Source organism: Streptomyces luomodiensis (assembly GCF_031679605.1).
Classification (GTDB): Bacteria; Actinomycetota; Actinomycetes; order Streptomycetales; family Streptomycetaceae; genus Streptomyces; species Streptomyces luomodiensis.
This window is the reverse complement of record NZ_CP117522.1, coordinates 6,042,463-6,065,803: the sequence shown is the minus strand read 5'-3', so window position 1 is coordinate 6,065,803 and position 23,341 is coordinate 6,042,463. Positions and strand designations below refer to the sequence as shown.

General features: G+C 71.0%; 19 protein-coding genes and 1 tRNA gene. 4 read left to right on the top strand and 16 right to left on the bottom strand.

Annotation, left to right across the window (positions count from 1 at the left end):
* Positions 1-93: 93 nt before the first annotated feature.
* From PS467_RS25465 to PS467_RS25445, 5 genes are all read right to left on the bottom strand, one after another.
* The gene (locus PS467_RS25465) at positions 94-864 is read right to left on the bottom strand and encodes an energy-coupling factor ABC transporter ATP-binding protein (protein ID WP_311037186.1); all 771 of its coding nucleotides are present in this window, start codon (positions 862-864) and stop codon (positions 94-96) included.
* The gene (gene cbiQ / locus PS467_RS25460; protein ID WP_311037185.1) at positions 861-1,625 is read right to left on the bottom strand and encodes a cobalt ECF transporter T component CbiQ; all 765 of its coding nucleotides are present in this window, start codon (positions 1,623-1,625) and stop codon (positions 861-863) included. The genes PS467_RS25465 and cbiQ overlap by 4 nt, the downstream gene beginning before the upstream one ends.
* 2 nt (positions 1,626-1,627) lie before the next feature.
* Positions 1,628-2,794 (bottom strand): energy-coupling factor ABC transporter permease, encoded by a 1,167-nt coding sequence (locus tag PS467_RS25455; RefSeq protein WP_311037184.1) that lies wholly within the window; start codon positions 2,792-2,794, stop codon positions 1,628-1,630.
* Between the two features lie 139 nt (positions 2,795-2,933).
* Positions 2,934-5,204 carry an MMPL family transporter gene (locus PS467_RS25450; RefSeq protein ID WP_311037183.1) on the bottom strand — a complete coding sequence of 757 codons (2,271 nt, stop codon included), beginning with the start codon at positions 5,202-5,204 and terminating at the stop codon, positions 2,934-2,936.
* A gap of 145 nt (positions 5,205-5,349) precedes the next feature.
* On the bottom strand, positions 5,350-5,958 hold the full coding sequence (locus PS467_RS25445) for a TetR/AcrR family transcriptional regulator (RefSeq protein WP_268974000.1): 609 nt from the start codon (positions 5,956-5,958) through the stop codon (positions 5,350-5,352).
* Between the two features lie 143 nt (positions 5,959-6,101).
* On the opposite strand from PS467_RS25445, the gene PS467_RS25440 reads away from it, so the two are divergent.
* Positions 6,102-9,548, top strand: a complete 3,447-nt coding sequence (locus PS467_RS25440; RefSeq protein WP_311037182.1) for a S41 family peptidase — start codon at positions 6,102-6,104, stop codon at positions 9,546-9,548.
* A gap of 89 nt (positions 9,549-9,637) precedes the next feature.
* Here PS467_RS25440 and PS467_RS25435 read toward each other — a convergent pair whose 3' ends face one another.
* The 4 genes from PS467_RS25435 to PS467_RS25420 all read right to left on the bottom strand — a co-directional run bounded on the left by PS467_RS25435 (position 9,638) and on the right by PS467_RS25420 (position 13,681).
* On the bottom strand, positions 9,638-9,916 hold the full coding sequence (locus PS467_RS25435) for a hypothetical protein (protein WP_311037181.1): 279 nt from the start codon (positions 9,914-9,916) through the stop codon (positions 9,638-9,640).
* 152 nt (positions 9,917-10,068) lie between these two features.
* Positions 10,069-10,974 (bottom strand): SDR family oxidoreductase, encoded by a 906-nt coding sequence (locus PS467_RS25430; RefSeq protein ID WP_311037180.1) that lies wholly within the window; start codon positions 10,972-10,974, stop codon positions 10,069-10,071.
* Positions 10,971-12,104, bottom strand: coding sequence for an alpha/beta fold hydrolase (locus PS467_RS25425; protein WP_311037179.1), 1,134 nt, complete (start codon positions 12,102-12,104; stop codon positions 10,971-10,973). Before PS467_RS25425 ends, PS467_RS25430 begins: the two co-directional genes overlap by 4 nt.
* The gene (locus PS467_RS25420; RefSeq protein ID WP_311037178.1) at positions 12,101-13,681 is read right to left on the bottom strand and encodes a flavin-containing monooxygenase; all 1,581 of its coding nucleotides are present in this window, start codon (positions 13,679-13,681) and stop codon (positions 12,101-12,103) included. Before PS467_RS25420 ends, PS467_RS25425 begins: the two co-directional genes overlap by 4 nt.
* Before the next feature lie 188 nt (positions 13,682-13,869).
* Here PS467_RS25420 and PS467_RS25415 point away from each other — a divergent pair, with 188 nt between their 5' ends.
* On the top strand, positions 13,870-14,571 hold the full coding sequence (locus PS467_RS25415) for a MerR family transcriptional regulator (RefSeq protein ID WP_311039951.1): 702 nt from the start codon (positions 13,870-13,872) through the stop codon (positions 14,569-14,571).
* Positions 14,572-14,603: 32 nt separating this feature from the next.
* On the opposite strand, the gene PS467_RS25410 is transcribed toward PS467_RS25415, so the two are convergent.
* The gene (locus tag PS467_RS25410; RefSeq protein WP_311037177.1) at positions 14,604-15,407 is read right to left on the bottom strand and encodes an exodeoxyribonuclease III; all 804 of its coding nucleotides are present in this window, start codon (positions 15,405-15,407) and stop codon (positions 14,604-14,606) included.
* A gap of 63 nt (positions 15,408-15,470) precedes the next feature.
* Between PS467_RS25410 and PS467_RS25405 the strand changes: the two genes are divergently transcribed.
* Positions 15,471-15,968: a GNAT family N-acetyltransferase gene (locus PS467_RS25405; RefSeq protein ID WP_311037176.1), complete on the top strand. Its 498-nt coding sequence runs from the start codon at positions 15,471-15,473 to the stop codon at positions 15,966-15,968.
* A gap of 61 nt (positions 15,969-16,029) precedes the next feature.
* On the opposite strand, the gene PS467_RS25400 is transcribed toward PS467_RS25405, so the two are convergent.
* The 4 genes from PS467_RS25400 to PS467_RS25385 form a co-directional block, all read right to left on the bottom strand.
* Entirely contained in the window at positions 16,030-17,196 is a 1,167-nt protein-coding gene (locus PS467_RS25400) for a trypsin-like serine peptidase (protein WP_311037175.1), read from the bottom strand.
* A 235-nt stretch (positions 17,197-17,431) separates the two neighbouring features.
* Positions 17,432-18,913, bottom strand: coding sequence for an oxidoreductase (locus tag PS467_RS25395; RefSeq protein ID WP_311037174.1), 1,482 nt, complete (start codon positions 18,911-18,913; stop codon positions 17,432-17,434).
* Between the two features lie 569 nt (positions 18,914-19,482).
* The gene (locus tag PS467_RS25390; protein ID WP_311037173.1) at positions 19,483-20,697 is read right to left on the bottom strand and encodes a GDSL-type esterase/lipase family protein; all 1,215 of its coding nucleotides are present in this window, start codon (positions 20,695-20,697) and stop codon (positions 19,483-19,485) included.
* Positions 20,698-20,766: 69 nt separating this feature from the next.
* Positions 20,767-21,546, bottom strand: coding sequence for a DUF998 domain-containing protein (locus PS467_RS25385; protein ID WP_311037172.1), 780 nt, complete (start codon positions 21,544-21,546; stop codon positions 20,767-20,769).
* Positions 21,547-21,763: 217 nt separating this feature from the next.
* Between PS467_RS25385 and PS467_RS25380 the strand changes: the two genes are divergently transcribed.
* Positions 21,764-22,357, top strand: a complete 594-nt coding sequence (locus PS467_RS25380; protein ID WP_311037171.1) for a TetR/AcrR family transcriptional regulator — start codon at positions 21,764-21,766, stop codon at positions 22,355-22,357.
* A 68-nt stretch (positions 22,358-22,425) separates the two neighbouring features.
* Here PS467_RS25380 and PS467_RS25375 read toward each other — a convergent pair whose 3' ends face one another.
* Both PS467_RS25375 and PS467_RS25370 read right to left on the bottom strand, forming a co-directional pair.
* Positions 22,426-22,746 (bottom strand): hypothetical protein, encoded by a 321-nt coding sequence (locus tag PS467_RS25375; protein ID WP_311037170.1) that lies wholly within the window; start codon positions 22,744-22,746, stop codon positions 22,426-22,428.
* Between the two features lie 479 nt (positions 22,747-23,225).
* Positions 23,226-23,299 (bottom strand) — tRNA-Ala (locus PS467_RS25370).
* Between the last annotated feature and the right edge of the window lie 42 nt (positions 23,300-23,341).

Genomic DNA, 23,341 nt, shown 5'->3' with positions numbered 1-23,341 from the left:
CGGCGGCTGCTCCGGCCGACCGCCCCGGTGCCGACCGCCTGCGGCAGTTCGACCACCGGTCACCGCACCGGAACGGTCACCGCACCAGGACAGTCACCGCACCGGAACGGTCACCGAGCGGGGGTCGAAGCCGAACGGGAGCTCCAGCCGGTGCTCGCGCATCAGCTCCTCGTCGCACAGCAGCTCCTGCGTCCCGCCGTCCGCCGCGATCACCCCGCCGCTGAGCACCACGGAGCGCGGGCACAGCTCCAGCGCGTACGGCAGGTCGTGGGTGACCATCAGCACGGTCACCTCCAGGGACCGCAGGATGTCGGCGAGTTCGCGGCGCGAGGCCGGGTCGAGGTTGGACGAGGGCTCGTCCAGGACCAGGATCTCCGGCTCCATGGCCAGTACGGTCGCCACGGCCACCCGCCGCCGCTGCCCGAAGGAGAGGTGGTGCGGCGGCCGGTCGGCGAACTCCGCCATCCCGACCCGCTCCAGGGCGCGCCGCACCCGTTCCTCCAGTTCGGGGCCGCGTATCCCGGCCGCGGCCGGGCCGAAGGCCACGTCCTCGCGCACGGTCGGCATGAACAGCTGGTCGTCCGGGTCCTGGAAGACGATGCCCACCCGGCGGCGGATCTCGGCCAGATGGGCCTTCGCCACCGGCAGTCCGGCGACCGTGACCGTCCCGGCGCCCGCCGTAAGGATGCCGTTGAGGTGCAGCACGAGGGTGGTCTTGCCGGCGCCGTTGGGGCCGAGCAGGGCGACGCGCTCGCCGCGGGCCACGGTCAGGTCGACGCCGAAGAGGGCCTGATGGCCGTCGGGGTACGCGTAGGCCAGACCGGACACCTGGAGCGATGGCGGGGCAGCGGCGAGGTCGGTCATATGAGCATCCATCCGGTCAGGCAGACCGCCAGCGCGGTCAGCGGGAGGGCGGCGGCGTACGTCCACTGGGCGCGGGACGCCGTCACATCGTCGATCACCGGCATGGTGCCCGCGTAGCCCCGGCTGACCATCGCCAGGTGGACCCGTTCGCCCCGTTCGTAGGAGCGGATGAACAGCGCACCGGCCGAGTTGGCGAGCACGCCCCAGTGGCGCACCCCGCGCGCCTCGAAACCGCGCGACTGGCGGGCGATCCGCATCCGGCGCATCTCGTCGGAGATGACGTCCCCGTAGCGGATCATGAACGAGGCGATCTGCACCAGCAGCGAGGGCATCCGCAGCCGCTGGAGCCCCAGCAGCAGGGCGCGCAGCTCGGTCGTGGACGCCAGGAGGACGGAGGCGGCGACGCCGAGGGTGCCCTTGGCGAGGATGTTCCAGGCGCTCCACAGCCCGGACTCACTGAGCGACATCCCCAGCACGTCCGTGCGCGGGCCCTCCGCGATGAACGGCATCAGCACGGCGAAGGCCACGAACGGGATCTCGACCAGCAACCGCTTGAGCAGGTAACCGGCAGGTATCCGGGCCACCGCCGCCACCCCGGCCAGCAGCGCCGCGTACACCCCGAAGGCCCAGACGGCCTCGCGGGGCGTGGCGACGACGACCAGGACGAAGCAGAAGACGGCGGCGATCTTGCAGTGCGGCGGGAGGGCGTGGACCGGCGACCGCCCCTCCCGGTAGAGCTTGTGCGCGTGTCCCGCGCCCATGGTCAGCCTCGCTCGCTCTCGGCCGTAGCCGCCTTGCGCCGCCGTACGACCAGGAACACCCCGGACCCGACGGCGAGCGTCGCCCCCACCCCGATCACCCCGGCGAGCCCGCCGGAGAGCCGGGTGTCGGAGATGTCCTTGACGCCGTAGTCGGCGAGCGGGGAGTCCTTGGCGGCGTGGTCCTCGGCCTTCTTGTCGATCCCCTTGTCGTGGGCGACCTTCTCCAGCCCGTCGGGGCTGGCGGAGGCGTAGAAGCTGACGACCCCGGCGCACAGCAGCGCGGCCGCGAGCCCGGCCCACCACACGCGCCGCGCCGACCGCTTGGGCGCGGGGGCGGATGCGTGGGCGGACGCAGCGGGCGCGGGAGCCTCCGCCACAGTCGCGGGCGCGGCAGCCTCCCGCTCAGGCCCGGCAGCCTCCCCCTCAGGCGCGCCGTCCGCCGCCGGGCGGCCCTCGGCCCGCGCCACCGCCCCCGGGACGGCCGGGGTCAGCGGACTGCTCCGGATCTCCAGGGGCCGCGCGGTCACCCCGCGCGCCCCGTACACCAGATCCGGCCGTACGGCCACGACGGCGCCGACCGTCAGCGCGGTGATGGCCGCCTCGCCGATGCCGATCAGTACATGCACCCCGACCATCGCCGTGAAGACCTTGCCGAGCGCCACGTCCGCCGTACCGCCGAACGCGTAGATCGCGGTGAAGGCCACCGCGGCGGCCGGTACGGAGACCAGCGCGGCCACGAAGGACGCGACGGTGACCGTACGGCGCCGGTGCGGGGCCAGCTTCACGATCGCGCGGAAGATCGCGTACGCCACGACCGTGGTGACCAGGGCCATGTCCGTGATGTTGACGCCGAGCGCGGTGAGACCGCCGTCCGCGAACAGGACGCCCTGCATCAGCAGCACCACGGAGACACACAGCACCCCCGTATACGGCCCGACGAGTATGGCGGCCAGCGCCCCGCCCAGCAGATGCCCGCTGGTCCCGGCGGCGACGGGGAAGTTCAGCATCTGCACGGCGAAGATGAACGCCGCCACCAGCCCGGCCAGCGGCGCGGTCCGCTCGTCGAGCTCCCGCCGCGCACCGCGCAAACTGACCGCGACGGCCCCGGCGGCGACCACACCGGTCGCCACCGACACCGGGGCGTCGATGAATCCGTCGGGCACATGCATCGCGGACTCCGCTCCTGAGCTGCAACTAACCGATCGATGGTAGCCCGTACCTGCAACCCATTCGCAAGAGCGTGCACATCGCGGGATCCGACACGACGACGGCGGCCTCCCGTGGCCGGAAGGCCGCCGTCGTCGTCGCTCAGACGCGGGTCAGTGCCGCATCCGGGTCGGAGTCCTTGTCGTGCTGCTGGGCCGGGTCGGACCCTTCGAGCAGCTTGCGCAGGCCCTCACCCTCCACGTCCACATTGGGCAGCGCCCTGTCCAGCCAGCGCGGAAGCCACCAGGCGGTCTTGCCGAGGAGTGCCAGGACGGCCGGGACGATGGCCATGCGGACCACGAAGGCGTCGAAGAGGACGGCGGTGGCGAGGCCGAAGCCGATCATCTTGATCATCGACTCGGTGGAGCCGATGAATCCGGCGAAGACGCTGATCATGATGACCGCGGCCGCGGTGACCACCCGGGCGCCGTGCCGGAAGCCGGTGACGACGGCCTGGCCGGGGCTCTCGCCGTGGACGAACGCCTCCCGCATCCGGGTCACCAGGAAGACCTCGTAGTCCATGGCGAGGCCGAACACCACACCGATCATGAAGATCGGCATCATGCTCATGATCGGGCCGGTCTCCTCGACGCCGAACAGGTCGGCCAGCCAGCCCCACTGGAAGACCGCGACCACCGCGCCGAGCGCCGCGACGACGGAGAGCAGGAAGCCGAGCGCCGCCTTGAGCGGGACCAGGACGGACCGGAAGACGACCATCAGCAGCAGGAAGGCCAGTCCGACGACGAGCACCAGATAGGGCACCAGCGCGTCGTTGAGCTTCTGCGAGATGTCGATGTTCATCGCCGTCTGACCGGTCACCAGCACCTCGGCGCCGGTGTCGGACTTGAAGTCGCCCGCCTTGTCGCGGATGTCGCCGACCAGGTCCTCGGTGGCGACGCTGCTCGGCTTCGACTTGGAGATGACGGTGAGCGTCGCGGCGTCGCCGGCCTTGTTGAACGCGGCGGGGGTGACACCGGCCACATCGTCCAGACCGGCGATGGTCTTACGGACCTGCTCGGCCGCGCCCTTGGCGTCATCGCTGCCCTTGGTGTCGATGACCACCATCAGCGGACCGTTGTAGCCGGGGCCGAAGCCGTCGGAGATCGCGTCGTACGCCTGCCGCTTCTGGCTGCTGGTCGGCTGCGAGCCGTCGTCCGGCAGGCCGAGCTCCAGGCTGAGGGCGGGCACGGCGGCGGCGCCGAGGCCGATCACGGCCACCAGGAGCACCGTCAGCGGGCGGCGCAGTACGAAACGGGCCCAGCGGGTGCCCATGTTGGGCTTCTCCTCGGCACCGGCGTCGGACGCGGCGGAGCCGGTGCTCGACGCCGCCGCGGCGCGCTCCTCCAGGCGCCGGCGCGCCTTGCGCCCGAACACCCGCTTGCCCGCGAAGCCCAGCAGCGCCGGGATCAGGCTGATCGCGATGAGGACGGCGATGACGACCGTACCGGCCGCGGCGAAGCCCATCTTGGTCAGCATCGGGATGTTGACGACAGCGAGGCCGACCAGCGCGATGACGACCGTAAGGCCGGCGAAGACGACCGCGGAGCCCGCGGTGCCCACGGCGCGTCCGGCGGCTTCCTCCCCGTCCCGTCCCTCGGTCAGCTCGGCGCGGTAGCGGGAGACGATGAACAGCGCGTAGTCGATGCCGACCGCGAGGCCGATCATCATCGCCAGCGTCGAGGTGGTGGAGGACAGCCCCAGAGTGGTGGCGAGCGCGGTGATCGCGGAGATGCCGATGCCGACGCCGATGAGCGCGGTCAGCAGCGGCAGTCCGGCGGCGACCAGCGAGCCGAAGGTGATGGCGAGGACGACCGCGGAGATCGCGATGCCGATGACCTCGGTGGCGCCGGTCTCCGGCATCTCCTGGAGCGCGTCACCGCCGATCTGCACCGACAGACCCGACTCCTGGGCCTTCTTCCCCGCCTCCTCCAGACCGTCCTTGGCGGGGTCCTTCAGCTCCAGGGCGTTGACCTTGTACGTGGTCAGGATGTACGCCGTGGTGCCGTCCTTGCTGACGGCTCCGGTCTGGTAGGGGTTGGCGACCGAGGCGACCTGCGGAGAGCTGGCCTCGAGGTCGGCGACGGTCTTGGTGACCACGGCCTTGTTGTCCGGGTCGGTCATCTTCTCGCCGCTCGGGGCGCGGAAGACCACACGGGCGGTGGCGCCGTCCGCGTTACCGCCGGGGAACCGCTGTTCCAGCAGGTCGAAGGCCTTCTGGGCCTCGGTGCCCGGGATGGAGAAGCTGTCGTTGGGAGGCGCTGAGGCGGTGGCGGCGCCGACGCCCACGACCGTGAGCAGCGCCACCCATATCAGGGCGACGAGGCCGCGGCGCCGGAAGGCGAACCGGCCGAGTTTATAGAGGAAGGTGGCCACGAGGAGAGGTGCTCCCGTCGGAATTGGTTGGCACTGGGCAGGGTTGGGCACCGCACCGGCGACGAGAGCGGCGCGCCGGCCGGGGCCTTATGGGGTTGTGCGGGGAGTGAGTGCCTGGGGAGTGGCGAAGGGTGAGTCGGAAGGGCTATGCGGCGCCGAGTGCGGGGAGGAGTACGGCGTCGATGTATTCCAGGAGATAGGTCTGGTCCGGCTGCTTGCCCTCGACGAGCGGTCGGGTGATGAACGCGCCGCACACCATGTGCACGACGTAGTTCAAGGCGGGCCGGTCCGAGGCGATTTCGCCCCGCTCCACGGCGCGCCCCAGCAGCACGTTGAGAGCGTCGATCTCGGGGTAGATCATCAGCTCTCGCAGGGCCTCATGAAGGTCCGGGTTGTCGTGAACTGCCTGAGCGAGTCCCCTCATCAGCGCGGCGTCCCGCTCTCGGGAGCTCTCCGTGCACCGTACGATCTCGCGCAGATCACCGCGGAGCGTTCCGGTGTCGACACCCTCGAGCAGAACGGGCTTGGTGTGGCGCAGCGCGGTCACGACCAGCTGCGGCTTGCCTTTCCACTGGCGGTAGAGCGTGGCCTTGCTGGAGCGCGTACGGGCCGCGACGGCGTCCATCGTCAGTCCGTCGTACCCGACCTCGCCGAGCAGCTCGACCACCGCCTCGTACAGCTCCCGCTCGCGCTCGGGGGAGAGCCTGCTGCGGCGCACCCGGGCGGTGTCCCGGTCCTCGGTCGTCTGGTCCATGGTCCGCACGGCGTGTCGCCCCCCTCCGAACGAAACGGTTTCGTACACCTCCAGCATAAGCGCACGCGCTATCGAAACTTCGCCGTTTCGATCGTGGCGTCGGTCACAGAACCGAGTTGCTCCGAATGGCGTAGCTCGAAAACATGGGTGGGGTGGAGCCTTACGCAAGCGACGACGACCACGCGTACCTGCGATTCCCGCATCTGCACGGCGACTTGCTGTGCTTCGCGGCCGAGGACGATCTGTGGATCGCCCCGCTGACCGCCCCCGGCGAACCCCCGGGGCGGGCCTGGCGGCTGACCGTGGACCGAACGCGCGTGGGCCCTGCCCGCTTCTCCCCCGACGGCTCCCAGATCGCGTTCACCACCTGGCGCAGCCTCGACCCGGAGATCCACCTCGTCCCCGTCGCCGGCGGCCCGGCCCGCAGGCTGACGTACTGGGGCAGCACGGACGCCCAGGTCTGCGGCTGGACCCCGCCGGATGGCGACGGCGTCTCGCAGATCCTCGCCGTCTCCTCCCATGAGCAGCCGTTCTCGCACTTCTCCTGGGCGTACAGCCTGCCCACCGACGGCAGCCCCGGCGGGCGGCTGCCCTGGGGGCCGGTGGCCGACATCGCGGTGGCCGACCTCGACGGTGAGCGCCGCACCCTGCTGCTGACCGGCAAACCCCCGCACGAGCCCGCCACCTGGAAGCGCTACCGGGGCGGTGCGACGGGCCGACTGTGGCTGCACGGCACCCGGCTCGTGGAGGAGCTGAACGGCCATCTGGAAGCGGCGATGTTCGTCGGCGGCCGGATCGCCTTCCTCTCCGACCACGAGGGGATCGGCAACCTCTACTCCTGTCTGCCCGACGGCACCGATCTGCGCCGCCACACCGACCACGCCGACTTCTACGCCCGGCACGCCTCGACCGACGGCTCGCGCGTCGTCTACCAGTGCGCGGGCGAGCTGTGGCTGGTCGACGACCTCAGCCCGGACGGCCGGCCGCGCAAGCTGGACGTACGGCTCGGCGGGGCGCGCACCGGGCGGCGGCCCTACCAGGTGCCGGCCGCCTCGCACATCGACTCGCTGTCGGTGGACACCACGGGCCGGGCGAGCGCGGTGTGCGTCCGCGGCAGCCTCTACTGGCTCACCCACCGCGACGGCCCCGCCCGCACCCTCGCCGACACCCCGGGCGTCCGGGTGCGGCGGCCCGTGATGCTGGGTTCGACCGGCCGGGTCGCCTACCTCACCGACGCGGAGGGCGAGGACGCCATCGAGATCGCGCAGCTGCCCCGGGCCAGCGGTCCCGGTGAACCGCGCCGGCTGGCCGCCGGACGGCTCGGACGGGTGCACGAACTGGAGCCCTCCCCCGACGGCGACCGGCTCGCGGTCGCCGCCCACGACGGGCGGCTGCTGCTGGTGGACACCTCTCCCGACGGGGACGGCGAGGTCACCGAGCTGATCCGGTCCGACAACGGCCCGGTCGGCGACCTCGCCTTCTCCCCCGACTCGGGGTGGCTCGCCTGGTCCCACCCCGGGATAGGCCGCACCCTGCGCTCGATCAAGATCGCGCGGCTGGCCGACCGGACCGTGGTCGATGTGACCAGTGGGCGGTTCGAGGACGAGGAGCCGGTCTTCACCAGCGACGGCCGCTATCTCGCCTTCCTCTCCTGGCGCGGCTTCGACCCGGTCTACGACGTGCACACCGGGGACCTCTCCTTCCCGCTGGGCTGCCGCCCCCACCTGGTCCCGCTGTCCTCCGCGACCCCCTCGCCCTTCGCGCTGTCCCCCGAGGGGCGCCCGGCGGCGGGCGGGCTGGACCCGGACGACAGCGGGGGCGACGGCGACGGCACCGTGACCGTCGAGGTGGAGGGGCTGGCCAGCCGGGTGACCGCCTTCCCGGTGGCCGCCTCCAAGTACTCCTCGCTGTACCCGGTCAGCGGCGGCGGGCTGGTGTGGCTGCGCTGGCCCATCTCCGGCGCGCTCGGCGAGACGTTCGCCAACCCGGCCGAGACCTCGGGCCGCCCCACCCTGGAACACTTCGACCTGGCGAAGGCCAAGCGGACCGAACTCACCAGTGAGCTGGACTGGTTCGCGGTCAGCGGCGACGGCACCCGGCTGGTGGTCTACGACGACGGCGATCTGCGCGCGGTGCCCGCGACCGACACCCCCGACAGCGACTCCACGGTCCACATCGACATGCGGCGGATCCAGCACACCGTCGATCCGGCGGCCGAGTGGCGGCAGGCATACGCCGAGGCCGGGCGCATCACCCGCCACTACTACTGGGACCCGGGGATGTGCGGTGTCGACTGGGACGGGGTGCTCGACCAGTACCGGCCCCTGGTCGAACGGGTCGCCTCGCCCGACGAGTTCGCCGACCTGCTCCGCGAAACCCTCGGTGAGCTGGGCACCTCGCACGCCTACGTCAGCGCCGCGCGCCGCAACGAGGGCCCGGCCCACTACCAGCGCCCCATCGGACTGCTCGGCGCCAACCTCACCCGCACCAAGGACGGCCGGTGGGCGGTGGCCCGCATCCTGCCCGGTGAGTCCTCCGACTCCCGGGCCCGCTCGCCGCTGGCCGGTCTGGGCATCCGGGACGGCGCCGTCCTCACCCATGTCGACGGGCGCCCGGTGGACCCGGTGGCCGGTCCGTATCCGCTGCTGACGGCGGCGGGCGGCACGACGGTGGAGCTGACCTTCGAGCCGCCGGACGGCGAGGGGCCGCCGCGCCGGGTCGCGGTCTCCCCGCTGATCGACGACCGGCCGCTGCGCTACCAGGACTGGGTCGCCCAGCGCCGGGCCGTGGTGCGGGAGCTGAGCGACGGGCGCTGCGGCTACCTGCACATCCCCGATATGGGCGGCTCGGGCTGGGCGCAGTTCAACCGCGATCTGCGCCGCGAGATGTCCCTGCCCGCGCTGATCGTGGACGTCCGGGGCAACGCGGGCGGCAACATCAGCGAGCTGGTGGTCGAGAAGCTCACCCGCAAGGTCATGGGCTGGGACCTCACCCGCAACGCCCAGCCCGTGTCGTACTCCAGCACCGCCCCGCGCGGGCCGATCGTCGCGGTCGCCGACGAGGCGACCTCCTCCGACGGCGACATGATCACCGCGGCCTTCAAGATCCAGGGCATCGGACCGGTGGTGGGGCTGCGCACCTGGGGCGGGGTGGTCGGGATGACCGGCCGTCACCGCCTGGGCGACGGCACATCGATCACGGTGCCGATGAACGCCGCGTGGTTCGACGCATACGGCTGGGGCGTGGAGAACTACGGTGTGGAGCCGGACATCGAGGCACCGCGCTCCCCCGTGGACTGGGCGGAGGGCCGCCATCCACAGCTGGGGGTCGCCGTCCGCACCGCGCTCGACCTGCTGGAACGGCATCCGGCCGCGGCCCCGCCGGACTACGCGGACGTCCCCGATCTGCGCCGGCCCGAACTGCCGCCGCGCAAGGGGAAGAAGGGAACGCGGACGACGCGGGGGAAGAAAACGCGACAGGAGACGCAAGGGAAGAAGGCACGCCAGGAGCCACCGGCAAAGAAAGAGACACCGGGAAAGAAAGAGACACGGGGAAAGAAAGAGGCGCAGGGAAAGAAAAAAGCGCGATAGGCGTTGCGCGGACGCACGGTGCGGGACGCAGGCGCAGGGACGCATCCCCATGGCCGCCCATGGGGATGCACCCCTCCCGCCCTGTTGCGTCACATCTCCTCGAACGGCTCCTGGTCCCCCATCTCGTCGCCCATGCCCGGCTGCCGGCTCTCACGCTCACGGCTCATCCGCTGGGCCTGTCCCCGGGCCTCCGGCCCCTCCTGCCGGCCACGGCGCTGCTCCTGCCCCGGCTCCGGGCGGGGCCGCTCCTGCACGCGCTGCATGCGCTCACCGGACTGCCGGCCGCGCCGCGGCTCCTGGCTCCGCTCGCCCTGCGGTTTCCGCTTGGCCTGCTGAGCCTTCTCGTTGGACTGGTCCTTGGTGCCCATGTGTCACTCCTCATCGGGTGAATGGCGTCGGGCCCGACAAGAGTGACACGAGCCGACTTCCTCCGCATTCCGGGCGCATTCCGGATGCGGCCCGGATGCGCCCCGGATCGCAGGGAGCGAAGAAAGCGCAGGTCAGAACGGTTGACGGAGCGTTACGGGTGACCCTCCGTGCCCACCGCGCGCGCCTTCTCGTCCGCCGCACCGCCCTCCCCCACCAGGCCGCCCCGCGCCTCCCGGGTGGCCGCCAGCCGCGGCTCGGCGCGGCGCATCTCGCGCCGCCCCATGGCGTGGATGAACGCGGGCATATAGCCGCGCACCGACTGCATACCGCGCAGCCACCACTGCGCGTACACATGCGCCGACCGCCGCTCGATGCCTGCCACCAGCCGGTCCACCGCCGGGCCCAGCGGATAGGTGCGGCCCGCGGGCCAGGGCAGCCGCTGCCGCAGCTCCCGCATCACCTCGTCCTGGTCGGCGCCGCGCACCATGTCGGTGTCCGTCCAGCTCAGATAGCCCACGCCGACCCGCACCCCACGGTGACCCACCTCGGCCCGCAGACTGTGGGCGAACGCCTCGACCCCGGACTTGGACGCGCAGTACGCCGTCATCATGGGCGCGGGCGTGATCGCGGCGAGCGAGGCGATCTGGAGCAGATAGCCGCGGCTGGCGGTCAGCGCGGGCAGGAAGGCGCGGGCCGTGGTGACGCTGCCCAGCAGATTGACCTCGATCACCCGCCGCCAGGTCGTCTCGTCGGAGTCGAGGAACGGACCGCCCTGGGCCACGCCCGCGTTGGCGCAGACGATGTCCACCGCGCCGAACCGCTCCACGACCTCCCGCGCCACCCGCGCCATCGCTTCGGCGTCGGTGACATCGGCGTACCAGTGGGCGGAGTCGGTCGGCAGCCCCTCCGAGACCCGCTTGAGCTCATCGGGCTCCAGGCCCACCAGGGCGACCTTGGCGCCACGGGCGGAGAGCTTGCGGGCGAGCAGTGCGCCGACCCCCCGCGCCGCCCCCGTCACCACCACGACCTGGCCCTGAAGGCTTCTGCGCACGCTCATGTCGTCTGCTCCTTCGCTTCCGCTGCCGGGTGACCGGCTTCCGTCGCTGTCGTGGGGCGGGACTCGTAGACATCCCCGCGGGGCTCGCGGGCGTCCGCGCGGGACTCGTAGGCATCCGCTCGGGGCTCGCGGGCGTCCTTGCGTGGTTCGCGGGCGTCCTTGCGTGGTTCGCGGGCATCCCCCCGGGGTTCTGGCACGCACCCCCGGGGTTCGCCTACGCCCCCGTACTCCTCGGCCAGGGCGCGGATCACCCCGGCCACCGCCCCGGGGTCCTCCACCGGAGTCATATGGCCGAGCCCCGGGAGTTCGGTGAGGCCGGTGCAGTGCGGCAGCCCGGCGGCGAGGGCGTGGGCGTGCTCGGGCGGGGTGAGCCGGTCGGCGGTGCCGACGATGACGGCCGTGGGCATGGTCAGCTCGCCGATCCGCGCGTCCAGTGCGAGGTCGAGCAGGACCCTGCCCCATCCGGCGCGTACGGCGCGGGGGCAGGCGTGCAGGATGCGCGCGCACACGTCCACTGTGACGGGGTCGGCACCGGGGCCCATCGTGGCGTACCGCACCAGCCGCTTGGAGAGCGGGGTGACCGGGCCCAGAGGGGCGCGTGAGCCGAGGAGCGCGCGGTGCGCCCACGCCCGTGCCCGTGGCGAGCGCAGCGGCACCACCCGCGAGCGGTCCACCAGCCGTGCGGCGCCCGTGCTGCACAGCACGGCGGCCGCCGCGCGCTCGCGCAGCCCAGGGCGGTCGGCGGCGGCCATCAGCGTCATCCCGCCCATGGAGTGGCCCGCCACAACGGCCCGCCGACCGGGCGGAAGGGTCGCCTCCAGCACCGCCACCAGGTCGTCGGCCAGGGCGTGGGTGCTGTAGCCGCCGGGGCCGGGGGCCGGGCTGCGGCCATGGCCGCGCTGGTCGTAGACGATCACCCGGTGGTCGGCGGACAGGGCGCGCACCACCGGCGCCCAGAAGGCCGTCGAGCAGGTCCAGCCGTGCGCGAGGAGGACGGCCGGGGCGTCAGCGTCATCGGGCCCGTGCAGCTCCGCGTAGAGCCGGCTCCCGTCGGCCGAGACGACCGTCAGGTCGCGCACCGGGACGGGCGGGGTGTACGGCCCGAAGGGCAGGGCAGGAGGCCGCCTCACCGCGCCCCCTTCCCCGCGCCGGCCGTGGATTCGGCCGTGGACCCGGCGGCCGTGGACCCGGCCGTGGACCCGGCCGTGGACACCGTGGCCTTGACCGGCCCGGTGCGCGGCCGCAGCAGCGTGTACTCGGCGAGGTCCACCCGCCGGGTGACCTTCCGCAGCTCGGTGGTCGTCCCGGGCCACAGGGTGGTGTTCCGGCCGTTGTCGAGGTACCAGCTGTCGCAGCCGCCGGTGTTCCACACCGTGCGCTTCATCCGTTCCTGGATCATGTCGGTGTAGGCGCGCACCGCGTCCGGCCGGGCGTCCAGCGCGACCTTGCCGCCCAGGGTGTCCAACTGGCGCAGATAGTCGGCCATATAGGCCAGCTGCGCCTCGATGACGAGGATCATCGAGCTGTTCCCGAGGCCGGTGTTGGGCCCGATGATGGTCAGGAAGTTGGGGAAGCCCGCCGCGCTGGTGCCGCGCAGCGCCTCCATCCCGTCCTTCCACTCCTCCGCGAGCGTGGTGCCGCGCGCCCCGGTCACCCGGTGGGCTATGGGGAGGTCGGTCACATGGAAGCCGGTGCCGAAGATGATCACATCGGCCTCGGCCTCGGTGCCGTCGGCGCCGACGAGGGTGGTGCCGCGCACCTCTTTCAGCCCGGCCGGGACCACGTCCACATGCGGCTGGGCGAGCGCCGGATAGTAGTCGTTGGAGAGCAGGATGCGCTTGCAGCCGATGCGGTAGTCGGGGGTCAGCGCCGCCCTCAGCGCGGGGTCCTTGACGGCCCGTCGCATATGGGCGGCGGCCAGCCGCTCGACGAACCGCATCTCGCCCGGCCGCTTGGTGAAGGCCCCCACCTGCAACTCCCGGATGCCCCACAGCACCCCGCGGCGCAGCGCCCGGGTGGCCGGAATCTTCGTGTGCAGCCAGCGCTCGACGCCGCTGATCCGGCGGTCCATCCGCGGCAGCACCCAGGCCGGGGTGCGCTGGAACAGGGTGAGCCGGCCGACCTCGCGTGCGATGGCGGGGACGATCTGGATGGCCGAGGCACCGGTGCCGATCATCGCCACGCGCTTGCCGCGCAGATCGACGGTGTGGTCCCAGCGCGCGGAGTGGAAGACGGCGCCGGGGAAGCCGTCGAGCCCCGGGATGTCCGGGGTCCGGGGATCGGCGAGCGGACCGGTGGCGCTGACCACGACGTCGGCGGTCAGCGAGCCCCGCGCCGTGTCCACCTCCCAGTGGACCGCCTCGGCGTCCCAGCGCATGGACCGCACCTCGGCGCCGAAGCGCAGGTGCGGCCGCAGCCCGAAGGTGTCGGCGACCCGCTCCAGATACGCCCGGATATGCGGCTGGCCGGAGAAGTTCCGGGGCCAGTCGGGGTTGGGCGCGAAGGAGAAGGAGTACAGATGGGACGGGACGTCGCAGGCGCAGCCCGGATAGGTGTTGTCCCGCCAGGCCCCGCCGACCGCGTCCGCCCGCTCCAGGACCACGAAGTCGGTAATGCCCGCGCGGCGCAGGCGCACCGCCGCTCCCAGCCCGCCGAAACCGGCTCCGATCACCGCCACCCGTACATGCTCACGCGTCAGCCCAGCCATGCCGCCGCCTCCCATGAACGCTCGAAACGACCGTGCCAGCAATCACTGGCACAATGGGAGCGTAGGACAGGGATCTACCCAGCGGTAGGGGCTGTGGACAAAGAAGTTGCCGACGGTCGCACCCGAGGGCCGCGGCATAGGCTTCCCTCGTGGCGAAGAGCGAAGCGGACGAGGTACGCGAGTACCGCATGGCGGAACTGGCCGAGAAGGCCGGGATCACCGTGCGCACCCTGCGCTTCTACCGGGAGCGCAAGCTGATCCCGCCCCCGCGCCGCGAGGGCCGGATCGCCTGGTACAACGACCACCATCTGGCCCGGCTGCGGACCATCGCGGCACTGCTGGAGCGCGGCCACACCCTCGGTGGCATCGCCGAGTTGCTCGCCGCCTTCGAAAGCGGCCGCCGCGATGTCGGCGAGCTGCTCGGCCTGCCCGGCGCCGAGCCCTCCTGGCCCGCGGAGACCCCGGTCCGGCTCGCCCCCGAGGCGCTCGCGGACTACTTCGAGGGCCAGGTCACCCCGGAAAACCTCATCACCTCGCTCGACCTCGGATATCTGGCCGCCGACGGCGACGAGATCGTCCACCTCAGCCGCCGCCTGCTGGACGTCTCACACACCCTGGTCGAGCAGGGCATCCCCCTGGCCGCCGTCCTCACGGCGGCGCGCGAGATGCGCGCACACGTCGAAGCGATCGCCGAGATCTACGTCACACTCCTGCGCGACCACGTGCTGCCGGACGCCCTGGAGCGCGGCGAGGACGCCGGCGAGACAGTGGAGCGACTGCGGCCGCTGGCCACCAGCGCGGTGGACGCCGAGCTGACCATGGCCCTGAACCGCCGGATGCTCGCGGACCTGGGCGGCGAGCCGCGCGGGGGCGCCTCCGGGCGTCAGTGAGCGCACGGAGGCGAAGAACCCGGCCCCAGTGCTCAGTGCGCCGGGCCGTAGACCACCGTCACCGGGGCGTGGTCGCTCCACCGCTGGTCGTAGGCGGCGGCCCGCTCCACGACCGCCTTGACCGCGCGCCCGGCGAGCCCGGGGGTGGCGATCTGGTAGTCGATCCGCCAGCCCGCGTCGTTGTCGAAGGCCCGGCCGCGGTAGGACCACCACGAATACGGACCGGCGACGTCCGGGTGCAGGGCGCGCACCACGTCCACGTACGCCGCCTCCTCGAAGACACGGGTCAGCCAGGCCCGCTCCTCCGGCAGGAAGCCGGACTTCTTCTGGTTGGCCTTCCAGTTCTTGAGGTCGGCCTCCTGGTGGGCGATGTTCCAGTCGCCGCACACCAGCGCCTCGCGCCCACCGGCCGCCGCCCGCTCGCGCAGCTCCTTCAGATACGGAAGGAACTCCGCCATGAAGCGCTCCTTCTCGTCCTGGCGGTCCGTGCCGACCTCACCCGAGGGGAGGTACAGGCTGCCGACGGTCACGCCGGGCAGATCGACCTCCACATAGCGGCCGCTGCCGTCGAACTCGGACGACCCGAAGCCGACTCGGACGCCCTCCAGCTCGCGCCGGGCGTACACCGACACCCCGGCCCGGCCCTTGGCTGCCGCGGGGGCGTGCACCACATGCCAGCCATCGGGCTCGCGGACCGCCTCGGGCAGCTCCTTGGGTTCGGCACGTACCTCCTGGAGGCACACCACATCGGCCGCGGTACCGTCCAGCCAGGACACGAAGCCCTTCTTGGCGGCGGCGCGCAGCCCGTTTACATTCACGCTTGTCACGGTGAGCACCCCGGCACGATACGCCACAAAAACCACGCGCCTCCCCTACCGCATAGAAGTACGATCCGTCGCATGAATATCCGACCTATTCCCTATGACCACCCCGACGCCCTCAAACTCGACGAGGAAGTGCAGGCGGAGTACGTCGTGCGCTACGGCGAGGGCGATGCGACGCCCATGGACGCGGCCCACTTCGCCCCGCCGCACGGTCTCTACCTCCTCGCCTACGACACGGACGGCACCCCGGTCGCGAGCGGCGGCTGGCGCAGCCAGGAGCGCGGCGAGGAGGGCTACGAGGACGGGGACGCCGAGATCAAGCGGATGTTCGTGGTGCGCGCGGCACGCGGGCGGGGGCTGGCCCGGCGGATCCTGGCGGCGCTGGAGGAGAGCGCGCGGGAGGCTGGCCGGGTGCGGATGGTCGCCGAGACCGGCCTCGAGCAGCCCGAGGCCATAGGGCTCTACACCTCGTCCGGCTACGCGCCGGTGACGAAGTTCGGGCTCTACCGCTTCGAGGAGACCAGCCGCTGCTACGCCAAGCCCCTTACGGACGCGCCGCCCGTAAGGCCATGACGAGGGGCCCGCTCCGGATCCGGAGCGGGCCCCTTACGGCTGCCATGCGGCTGGGTTCGCGTCAGCCCTGCCCGGCGAACTTCTCGCTGATGGCGTCGAACACGCCCTTGGCCTCGGCCCCCAGATGCGGCCCGGCGAGCCAGGTGTGTCCGTACGAGCCGATCGAACTGTTGGACACCAGCATCGTCTTGCCGTCACGGTTGACGAACCAGCCGCCGCCCGAGGTGCCGCCGGTCATCGTGCAGCCGATCCGGTACATCGTCGGCGAGGTGGGCGAGAACGACAGCCGGCCGGGCCGGCCGGTGCAGCTGAACATCTTCGCCCCGTCGTAGGGCGCGGCCTGCGGATAGCCGTAGGCGCCGATCGAGCTCACCTGGTCCGCCGACGGCGCCCCGAACCACACCGGCACCGAGGCCCCGACCGTCTCCTCCAGCGACTTGCCGCTGCCGTTCTCGGGCTTCACATGCAGCACCGCGAAGTCGTACGCCGACCCCACCCCGCCGGTCTCACCGCCGTCCGCGATCCACTCGGACGAGGTCTGCGACCAGTCTGCCCACCACACGCCGTACGGGCTGACCTCGTTCTGCGCCGCCGTCTGAGCCTGATCTGCCGCCAGTCCGTCGTCGTTGTACGAGGGCACGAACACGATGTTGCGCATCCAGCCGCCCTGCTTGCCGGAGTGCACACAGTGGCCCGCGGTCCACACCAGGTTGGACTTCCCCGGATGGGCCGGATCGTCGACGACCGTACCGGAGCACACCATCGGCCCGTCGGGGCTGTCGAAGAACACCTTCCCGACCGGCGCCATGTTCTGGTGGTACGGCCGTGAGACCTCCTTGGCCGGCACGGCGGGCGGCTCGGGATCAGTGGCCGTCTGGTTCTGGCCGGCACTCTGCGCGGAGACGGTGTTCGGCGAGTCCTTCGCCTTGGCCATCCTGGACGGCTGCCAGAAGTTCTTGATCACCGGGTTGGCGAAATCCGCCGCCTTACGAGCCCACTTGTCCCAGTCCTTCCAGCCGCCCTCCTTCCACTTCTTCAGGTCGTCCAGACTCGTCGGGACGCCTTCCGGCAGCTGGATCCCGTCCTTGGCCTGCTGCCCGGTGGACGCGGCCGAGGAGTTCGGCGTGGCAGCCGCCTTGTCGTCACCGGACCCGCAGCCCGAAGCGGAGACCACCAGCAGCGCGGTCATGGCCGCGGCCGCCACGGTGGATCGGCGTATGAGTGGCATGGAGCCTTATCCCCCTGTTGTGGTGCAGCTGTTGTGCTGTGATGCGTCAGTGCCGTACGACTCTTTCACGCCACGGCCACTGAACAGCCACCTACTATGCCCGCGCCCCCGGCCCACACCAGCACCCGTCTCACAGCCCGCACCAAACACGAACGCGGTCAGCACGATTCCATGACATCGCGCCCCCGAACGCCCAGGAGATGCGAGCAGCGGCATCAAGCCGGGTCCTGGCCTGTCAGTTCCTGTTGAGAGTACGGGACACGCCGGCGACGACAGCTGTGGTGAGGAGCCAGCCGACGGCGATCAGGAGATACGACAGCCATTGTGTCGCCCCTGTCCAGTGCCATGCGCCGCGCTGGCCGAAGTCACCGATAGGGAAGAGCAAGTCGATGGTGTAGACGAAGGGACTGAACGGGTCTCCCTCTCCTGGTTTCGTCCGGACCGGCGAGCGGGCGCTGAACACCAGGGTGCCGAGCAGGCAGAGTGCCGTCATCCACAGGGCGGCCAGCCAGGGGCGATAGCCGTACCCGACGGTGGCATCGAGCAGGTACCCCCACACCCGACCGGTTGGCTTCAGGGTGCGGCGGCGGTGGCGTTGCTTCTCCAGTAGCACTCTCCGGGCGTCGTCGTCGTGGCCGGCCTGGCGGTAACAGGTGGCAAGTTGCTCGTACGGCTGCGGGGCATAGCCGGGGTTCCTGCGGATCCACGCCAAGCGGTGGGCCACATCGTTCTGCGGGCATGTCCTGTCGGGGCGGAGGGAGTCGTAGACGAAGCCATCCATCCGCACCTCCTCGGGCCAGCTCTGCTCGCGGTCGTGCAGAACGGCGACCCTGGCACCCTGAAGGTCCACCGCTCCCGCGGGCGGCGCGGAAAGGGTGAAGTCGAAGGTTCCCACCTGCATTCCCACACCGAGCAGCGCCATGTCGCTGCCGCCGAGGGTGGCTTCCTCGAGGGTCAGCAGGTCCGATATCCGAGCGCCCCGGATCCGCAGGACTCCTGCCGCGCTGAACCCCTTGGACATGTCCACCACTGGGGCTGTCACGTTGTCCGCGAACAGTGCCACGCCGCCAGGGTTCTCCAGGCGTGCGCCCGGCATGAACAGACCGCCGGGCAACTGTGCGCCCGGCAGCCGTACCCCGCCCCGCGCGATGAATCCCCGGCAGAAGACGCCGCCACCCATGGCCAGGCCCCCAGCCCATACCGCCCATCCCCCGGGCGCCGATATCAGCGTCCCGTCCAAGTCCAGTTCCCCGGCCACGTGAGCGTTCATGAGGGAGAGATGGCCCGGTTCCATCACGCAGCCGCCGAGGTCGAGGTGGCCGTCGACGCGAGCCAGTTCGGCCCTGACTCCGGGAATCCAGCTGTCCGTGATCCGTACCGTGCGCGTCGATGCGGCGTAGAGACTGACCTCCTGCTCCAACCGGCATTCCTTCAACCAGAGCAGATGGCTGATGTCCGCACCGGCCAGATCGAGACAGCCAGTGACGTGTGCGCCGGCGAGGCGCAGGGAAGCGACGCTGCTGGACTGCACCGTGTTGCCGCCCAGCAGAAGGGCGGCCACGACCTCGGCACGGACCGTGCGCTCGGGTCCCCACTGTGCTCCCCTGGCGGGATCGTCGTCCTCAGACGTCCCCGTACGCAGATCCACCCACCGCCCTTCGGGGAAGGCATCCCACAACGCGCGCTCAGCCGCGGTCAGTTCGTCGTCGGTCAGCACCGCTTCAGGTTACGGCCGGCCCGCCGGGATACGAGTGAATCGATCTCGCCGCGACTGAAGTGAGCACGCCGTCCCGGGTAGCCCCGCCCCGCATGAGGCACGTCACACCTGCGGTTCGCTGCTCGCCGCGCTCGGCGTGCACCCTCGCATCACGATGCGGATTCCTGCGGCCCACCAAGATCGCAGCCACCTGGATAAGCAAGATCGGAAGCAGGCGCCGTACGTCGCTGCTGCAGGACACCGGGGCCATCGGAAGCGGGGCTTCTGGGGCGTACGCCTGACCGACCTCAACGAAAGCGACCCGCCCGTTGTCGTCCGGTCGCGGGACGGCTGGCGGTCTTTCATGGTCAGGGTCTCGCTGCGTGTGCGGAGCTTGTGCTGTCCGAGACTCTGTTCGGCAACGGGCAGCTCTGTTACGCGTGCGAGTTGCCGCCCGGCGCCGTGGACTCGGTTAGGGAGCTCTTCGAGCGAGTCGCTCTCACGGATTACCCCATGTGGACGGGCTGACGGCTTACGGCCGGCTGCACGTCCGGGGACAGAGGCAACGGCTCGAACGAAACGGGGTGGGGTCAGTCGAACAGGGAGAGGTCGATGGATTCTGCGAGGGCGGCGTAGCCGGCGTCGTTGCCGTGGAGGTGGTCTCCCATGTGCAGGTCGTCGTGGATGCGACTGGGGTCGGCGGGGTCGCGCCAGACGGCGTCGAAGTCGAGGACTGCGTCGAAGGCTCCGCTCGTGCGGATCCAGTCGTTGATCTGCTCGCGCGCCTTGTCGCCCTTGGGGGTGTACATGTCCGAGCCGCCGTAGGGGGCGATGGTCGCGGCGTAGACCTTCGCGCCGTGGGCGCGGGCGCGAGCGGCGGCCTGGAGGTGGGCGGCGATGATGTCGTCCACGCCGACGGGCTCGCCGGGGAACATCGCGAGGAGGGCGGCGGTCTCCTCGTTGCGCGGGGCGAAGGAGAAGACGAGGTCGTTGCCAACGGCGATCACCACATGCCCCAGTCCGGGGGTGGCGAGGATGTCGCGGTCGAAGCGTGCGAGGGCGGCGGTGCCGATGCCCTCGGTGAGCAGGCGGTTGCCGCCGATGCCCTGGTTGACCACGCAGCGGGTCCGGCTGCCGTGCGCGTGCAGGCGTTCGGCGAGCAGGTCGGTCCAGCGCCGGTCGGTGCCGGGGGTGGATCCGATGCCGTCGACGCGGGAGTCGCCGAGCACGGTGATGGCCTGGGTAGGGGTGTCGGGCTGTACTTCCACCGCGGTGATCAGGGCTTGCGCCGGCAGCGGAGCGGCTTTGGTGGGCAGCGCGGTGCGCGTGGTCGCGTCGCCGGGTATGAGCCAACCCAGCGTGTGGAAGGTGCCGTGGCACGTGGCGGTGTGCACGCGGCCGGGCAGGTAGAGGCTGATGGCCAGCCGTGACAGTGCGGGGACGGTCAGGTCGACGGGGTCGCTGAGGGCCGGTGCGCCCGCCGGTACGGTGACGGTCGACTGGCGGCCGAACGTGATCGCGCGGCTGCTGCTGTCCTGGATCGCGCCGTCGGCGTCCGCGAGGGCGACGCGGGCGGCGCCGATGGTCAGTGGCGCGGTGCCGCACTCGTTGCTGATGCGGATGCGCACGTGGTGTCCGCCGCCGCTGATGCGGACGACTTGCCGCAGGGTCGCATTCTCGAAGGGCTCGACGGAGCTGACGGAGTTGTCCGGGGCCTGCGGGGCTGCGCCCCAGGTGCGCACCCACGCAGCTGCGGCGGGGGCGGGATCGTCCAGGCTCGCGGGGGTGGTGAGGGTGCTGTTCACGATCGTGGTCCTTGGGGTGCGGAGTTCACGGCTGATGCTTTGCGTCGGTGGTGTTCGCCGGGGGCGAGGTCAGCTCGCCGTGCCTACTGTGATGGACGGCGGTGCGGAGGTGTTGTTGCGTTTCCAGATCGCGGCTCCGGCGCACACGAGGCCGATGAGGAACGGGTGGACGGCGCCGCGTTCGATGAGGCCGATGATCCCGATGACGTTGTCGCCAGAAGTGACGATCACGGCGAGGTAGAGCAGCATCGAGATCAGACCGATCACGCCGACCGTGATCAACGCTCGGCCCATGCGGGCGGAGACGCCGATGCGCTGCCAGCGGCGTCCGAGGACGATGGCCAGCACGTTGCCGCCGGTGAACCCGGCGAAGGCGCCCAGGCTGTGGTACTCACCGGTGCCGTCCTTGAGAGCCTCGCCCGATCCGGGATACAGCGCGAGCAGCACGCCGCCCGCAGCCAGCAGCGCAGCGGGGACGAGCATGGCCCACCGGCGCCTGTGGGCCAGGTCCCGCAAAGTGACCACCCCGGCCAGGATGGTGATCCCGAAGAGGAAGAATCCGGCGTTCATCACCCAGGCCAGCGGCGAGTACATGTACTGGCCGAACAGGGTCGACGGCCCGTGGACACCCAGGTCGCTGATGAAGTCGTAGGTGTAGCTGTAGGCGGGATCGGTCCACGCGGCGGCGGAGACGAACTCCCCCAGCAGGAAGATCACTGGTCCGGCGACCAGCAGCGCTCCCGCCAGGCGGCGTTGAGGCTGGGGTCCGTCCGCGTTGCTGTGCTCCTGCGCGTTCGTCGGTGGCTTCGCGCGCCGCACGGTGGAGCGCACGGTCGTGTCTTTGGTCATCGGCGTCGTCTTTCTGGTGAAGGGCCGGGCGCTGACGCGCGGCGTTCGTGCCGACTGACGGCAGGCGGACGCTCCGGCCTCGGGGATGACGGGTGGTGGCATGGCGGTCTGCCATCGAGACGTCCGCCACCAAGCGCTGCAACTACACCCGGACTCTAACTATACCGAGTATCCTTTCACAGCCGATGGAGATAGCGACCGAGGGTAGAGTGAGGGCATGGTGGATTCAGTGCCCGTAGGGCGGCGTGAGCGCAAGAAGGCCGCTACGCGGACGGCGATCCTGGATGCGGCGACGGCACTCTTCCTCGACCGCGGCTTCGATGCCGTGACGGTGCGCGAGATCGCCGACAAGGCGGATGTGACACCTAAGACGGTCTTCACGCACTTCCCGCACAAGGAAGCGCTCGTCTTCAGTGACGAGGGTGAACGGCACGAGCGGCTCATCGCCGCGGTCCGGGACCGCGCGCCAGGGACCTCGGTCTCTGATGCACTGAAGGCGCATTACCTCGCCGAGATCGCCGCGCTGACGACCGAGCCGCAGAGCCAGATCCTTGCTCTGATGAACGGGACGCCGTCCCTGATCGACTACGCGGAGAAGATGTGGCTACGTCACGAGGACGCGCTGATCGCCACGCTCACCGAGGAGTTCGGGCTCGACGAGCCGAGTGACGAGATCCGCTTCTACGTCCGCTTCGCGCTGCAGATCCAGCTCATGGCTGCGCGTGAGGCGGACCCGGAATCGTCCGTGGCTGCCGGTTTCCGGTTCCTCGACCAGGGCTGGGCGCACCACAACGAGGGCCGGTGCTACTAGGCCTGAAACACGGCCTAGTTCCATACGGCTGGGACGCGATGGCAGTCGCCTGACCAACCGAAGAGGGGTCAGCGAGAGGAGTCGGGCAGGCGGTCGCGGAACTGCTGGAAGGCATGCCAGCCCGACGTCTGCCCCGGTGTGATCAGGTTCCCTTCTGCGCAGTCGATGACTTTGCGCTGCAGGGCTTCGGCTAGACGGAAGACGGGGGTGAGCACGTCGTCACCGGAGCCCCGGACGTGGAGCATGACCGGATCCACCGGGTCGTCTTCGCCGATGTTGAGTTCCATCGACCATGTGAGCCCGAGGAGTTCGCCCCAGGTGGGGTCGGAGAGGTCGGCTTCGGGACGGCCCAGCGGTTCCGGCGCGTAGTCGTCGGGGATCTCCTGCACCGAGGTGACACCGGCCCGCACCCGGCCAGGTCGCCCAGAACCTCCTCGTCGCCCTCCTGGTCACCGCCGGCAACCTCGGTATCCTCGAAACCTGGCTCTACCAGCGCACTGGCACCCATCTCACCGACACCGACTTCACCCCCGACACCGCAGTCGGCGCCGCACAGCCCAGCACGCAGCCGGGCGAGCCCGCGGCAGTCACCCACGCGGGACTGCCGCCACCACGACGTCCCACCCACCGCTGAGCTCGCACAACCACAGACGATCACCACCAGCCCCGGCACCCGGGGCACCCAGTGATGAGCACACCACCCATCACAGCCCCCGTCGCACCGACCGCGCCTGCGACGGAACCCATCTCCCACCCCGAACACCGTCGAACAGACCCCGGAAACGACAAAGATCCCGACCGATCATCATGATCGGCGGGATCTCGTCAACCGCTCCCGAGCTAACTCAAGAACGGCCGTGCGTCTGGGTGGACCTGAGGGGATTTGAACCCCTGACCCCCTCGATGCGAACGAGGTGCGCTACCAGTCTGCGCCACAGGCCCTTGCGACGAGTGAAACTCTAGCATCCCCTGCGGGGTGCTCGG

Coding starts and splice junctions, on each gene's coding strand:
- PS467_RS25465 (WP_311037186.1), bottom strand. CDS start 864: ATGACCGACCTCGCCGCTGCCCCGCCATCGCTCCAGGTGTCCGGTCTG.
- cbiQ (WP_311037185.1), bottom strand. CDS start 1,625: ATGGGCGCGGGACACGCGCACAAGCTCTACCGGGAGGGGCGGTCGCCG.
- PS467_RS25455 (WP_311037184.1), bottom strand. CDS start 2,794: ATGCATGTGCCCGACGGATTCATCGACGCCCCGGTGTCGGTGGCGACC.
- PS467_RS25445 (WP_268974000.1), bottom strand. CDS start 5,958: ATGGACCAGACGACCGAGGACCGGGACACCGCCCGGGTGCGCCGCAGC.
- PS467_RS25440 (WP_311037182.1), top strand. CDS start 6,102: ATGGGTGGGGTGGAGCCTTACGCAAGCGACGACGACCACGCGTACCTG.
- PS467_RS25435 (WP_311037181.1), bottom strand. CDS start 9,916: ATGGGCACCAAGGACCAGTCCAACGAGAAGGCTCAGCAGGCCAAGCGG.
- PS467_RS25430 (WP_311037180.1), bottom strand. CDS start 10,974: ATGAGCGTGCGCAGAAGCCTTCAGGGCCAGGTCGTGGTGGTGACGGGG.
- PS467_RS25420 (WP_311037178.1), bottom strand. CDS start 13,681: ATGGCTGGGCTGACGCGTGAGCATGTACGGGTGGCGGTGATCGGAGCC.
- PS467_RS25415 (WP_311039951.1), top strand. CDS start 13,870: ATGGCGGAACTGGCCGAGAAGGCCGGGATCACCGTGCGCACCCTGCGC.
- PS467_RS25405 (WP_311037176.1), top strand. CDS start 15,471: ATGAATATCCGACCTATTCCCTATGACCACCCCGACGCCCTCAAACTC.
- PS467_RS25400 (WP_311037175.1), bottom strand. CDS start 17,196: ATGCCACTCATACGCCGATCCACCGTGGCGGCCGCGGCCATGACCGCG.
- PS467_RS25385 (WP_311037172.1), bottom strand. CDS start 21,546: ATGACCAAAGACACGACCGTGCGCTCCACCGTGCGGCGCGCGAAGCCA.
- PS467_RS25380 (WP_311037171.1), top strand. CDS start 21,764: ATGGTGGATTCAGTGCCCGTAGGGCGGCGTGAGCGCAAGAAGGCCGCT.